Genomic DNA, 405 nt, shown 5'->3' on the forward strand with positions numbered 1-405 from the left:
TTATTAACGATGTTGCTTCAGAAGAGGAAATAGCCCAAACATATCAAGGAGCCTGTTTGATAGTTCCTCTCAAAAGTTGAACAGCAAATATGGGGAAGCCTAACCTTAGTTAAAGATCCGCCCTCTGCTTGGCAGCAGTTTGAAGTAGATTTGACAATAGCAGTAGCAGATCAACTGGCGATCGCAATTCAACAAGCAAACTTTTACAATCAGTTACAAATTGAACTAACTGAGCACTGCCAAACAGAGGAGGCACTGCGCCGTAGCGAAGAACAGTTCCGCAAGGCATTTGACAATGCACCAATCGGCATGGCATTGGTGTCACTCAAAGGACAATTCCTCAAGGTGAACAATTCCTTGTGTGAAATTCTTGGCTACAACGGGGAAGAACTGCTGGCACTGACA

1 protein-coding gene is annotated in these 405 nt (G+C 44.2%); it reads left to right on the top strand.

Annotated elements, in window-relative coordinates; genetic code table 11:
• Window positions 1-150 precede the first annotated feature (150 nt).
• On the top strand, window positions 151-405 hold a 255-nt coding region (locus UYK_RS27475), incomplete at its 3' end, for a PAS domain S-box protein (RefSeq protein ID WP_040469608.1).

It is taken from the genome of Fischerella thermalis PCC 7521 (assembly GCF_000317225.1).
Classification (GTDB): domain Bacteria; phylum Cyanobacteriota; class Cyanobacteriia; order Cyanobacteriales; family Nostocaceae; genus Fischerella; species Fischerella thermalis.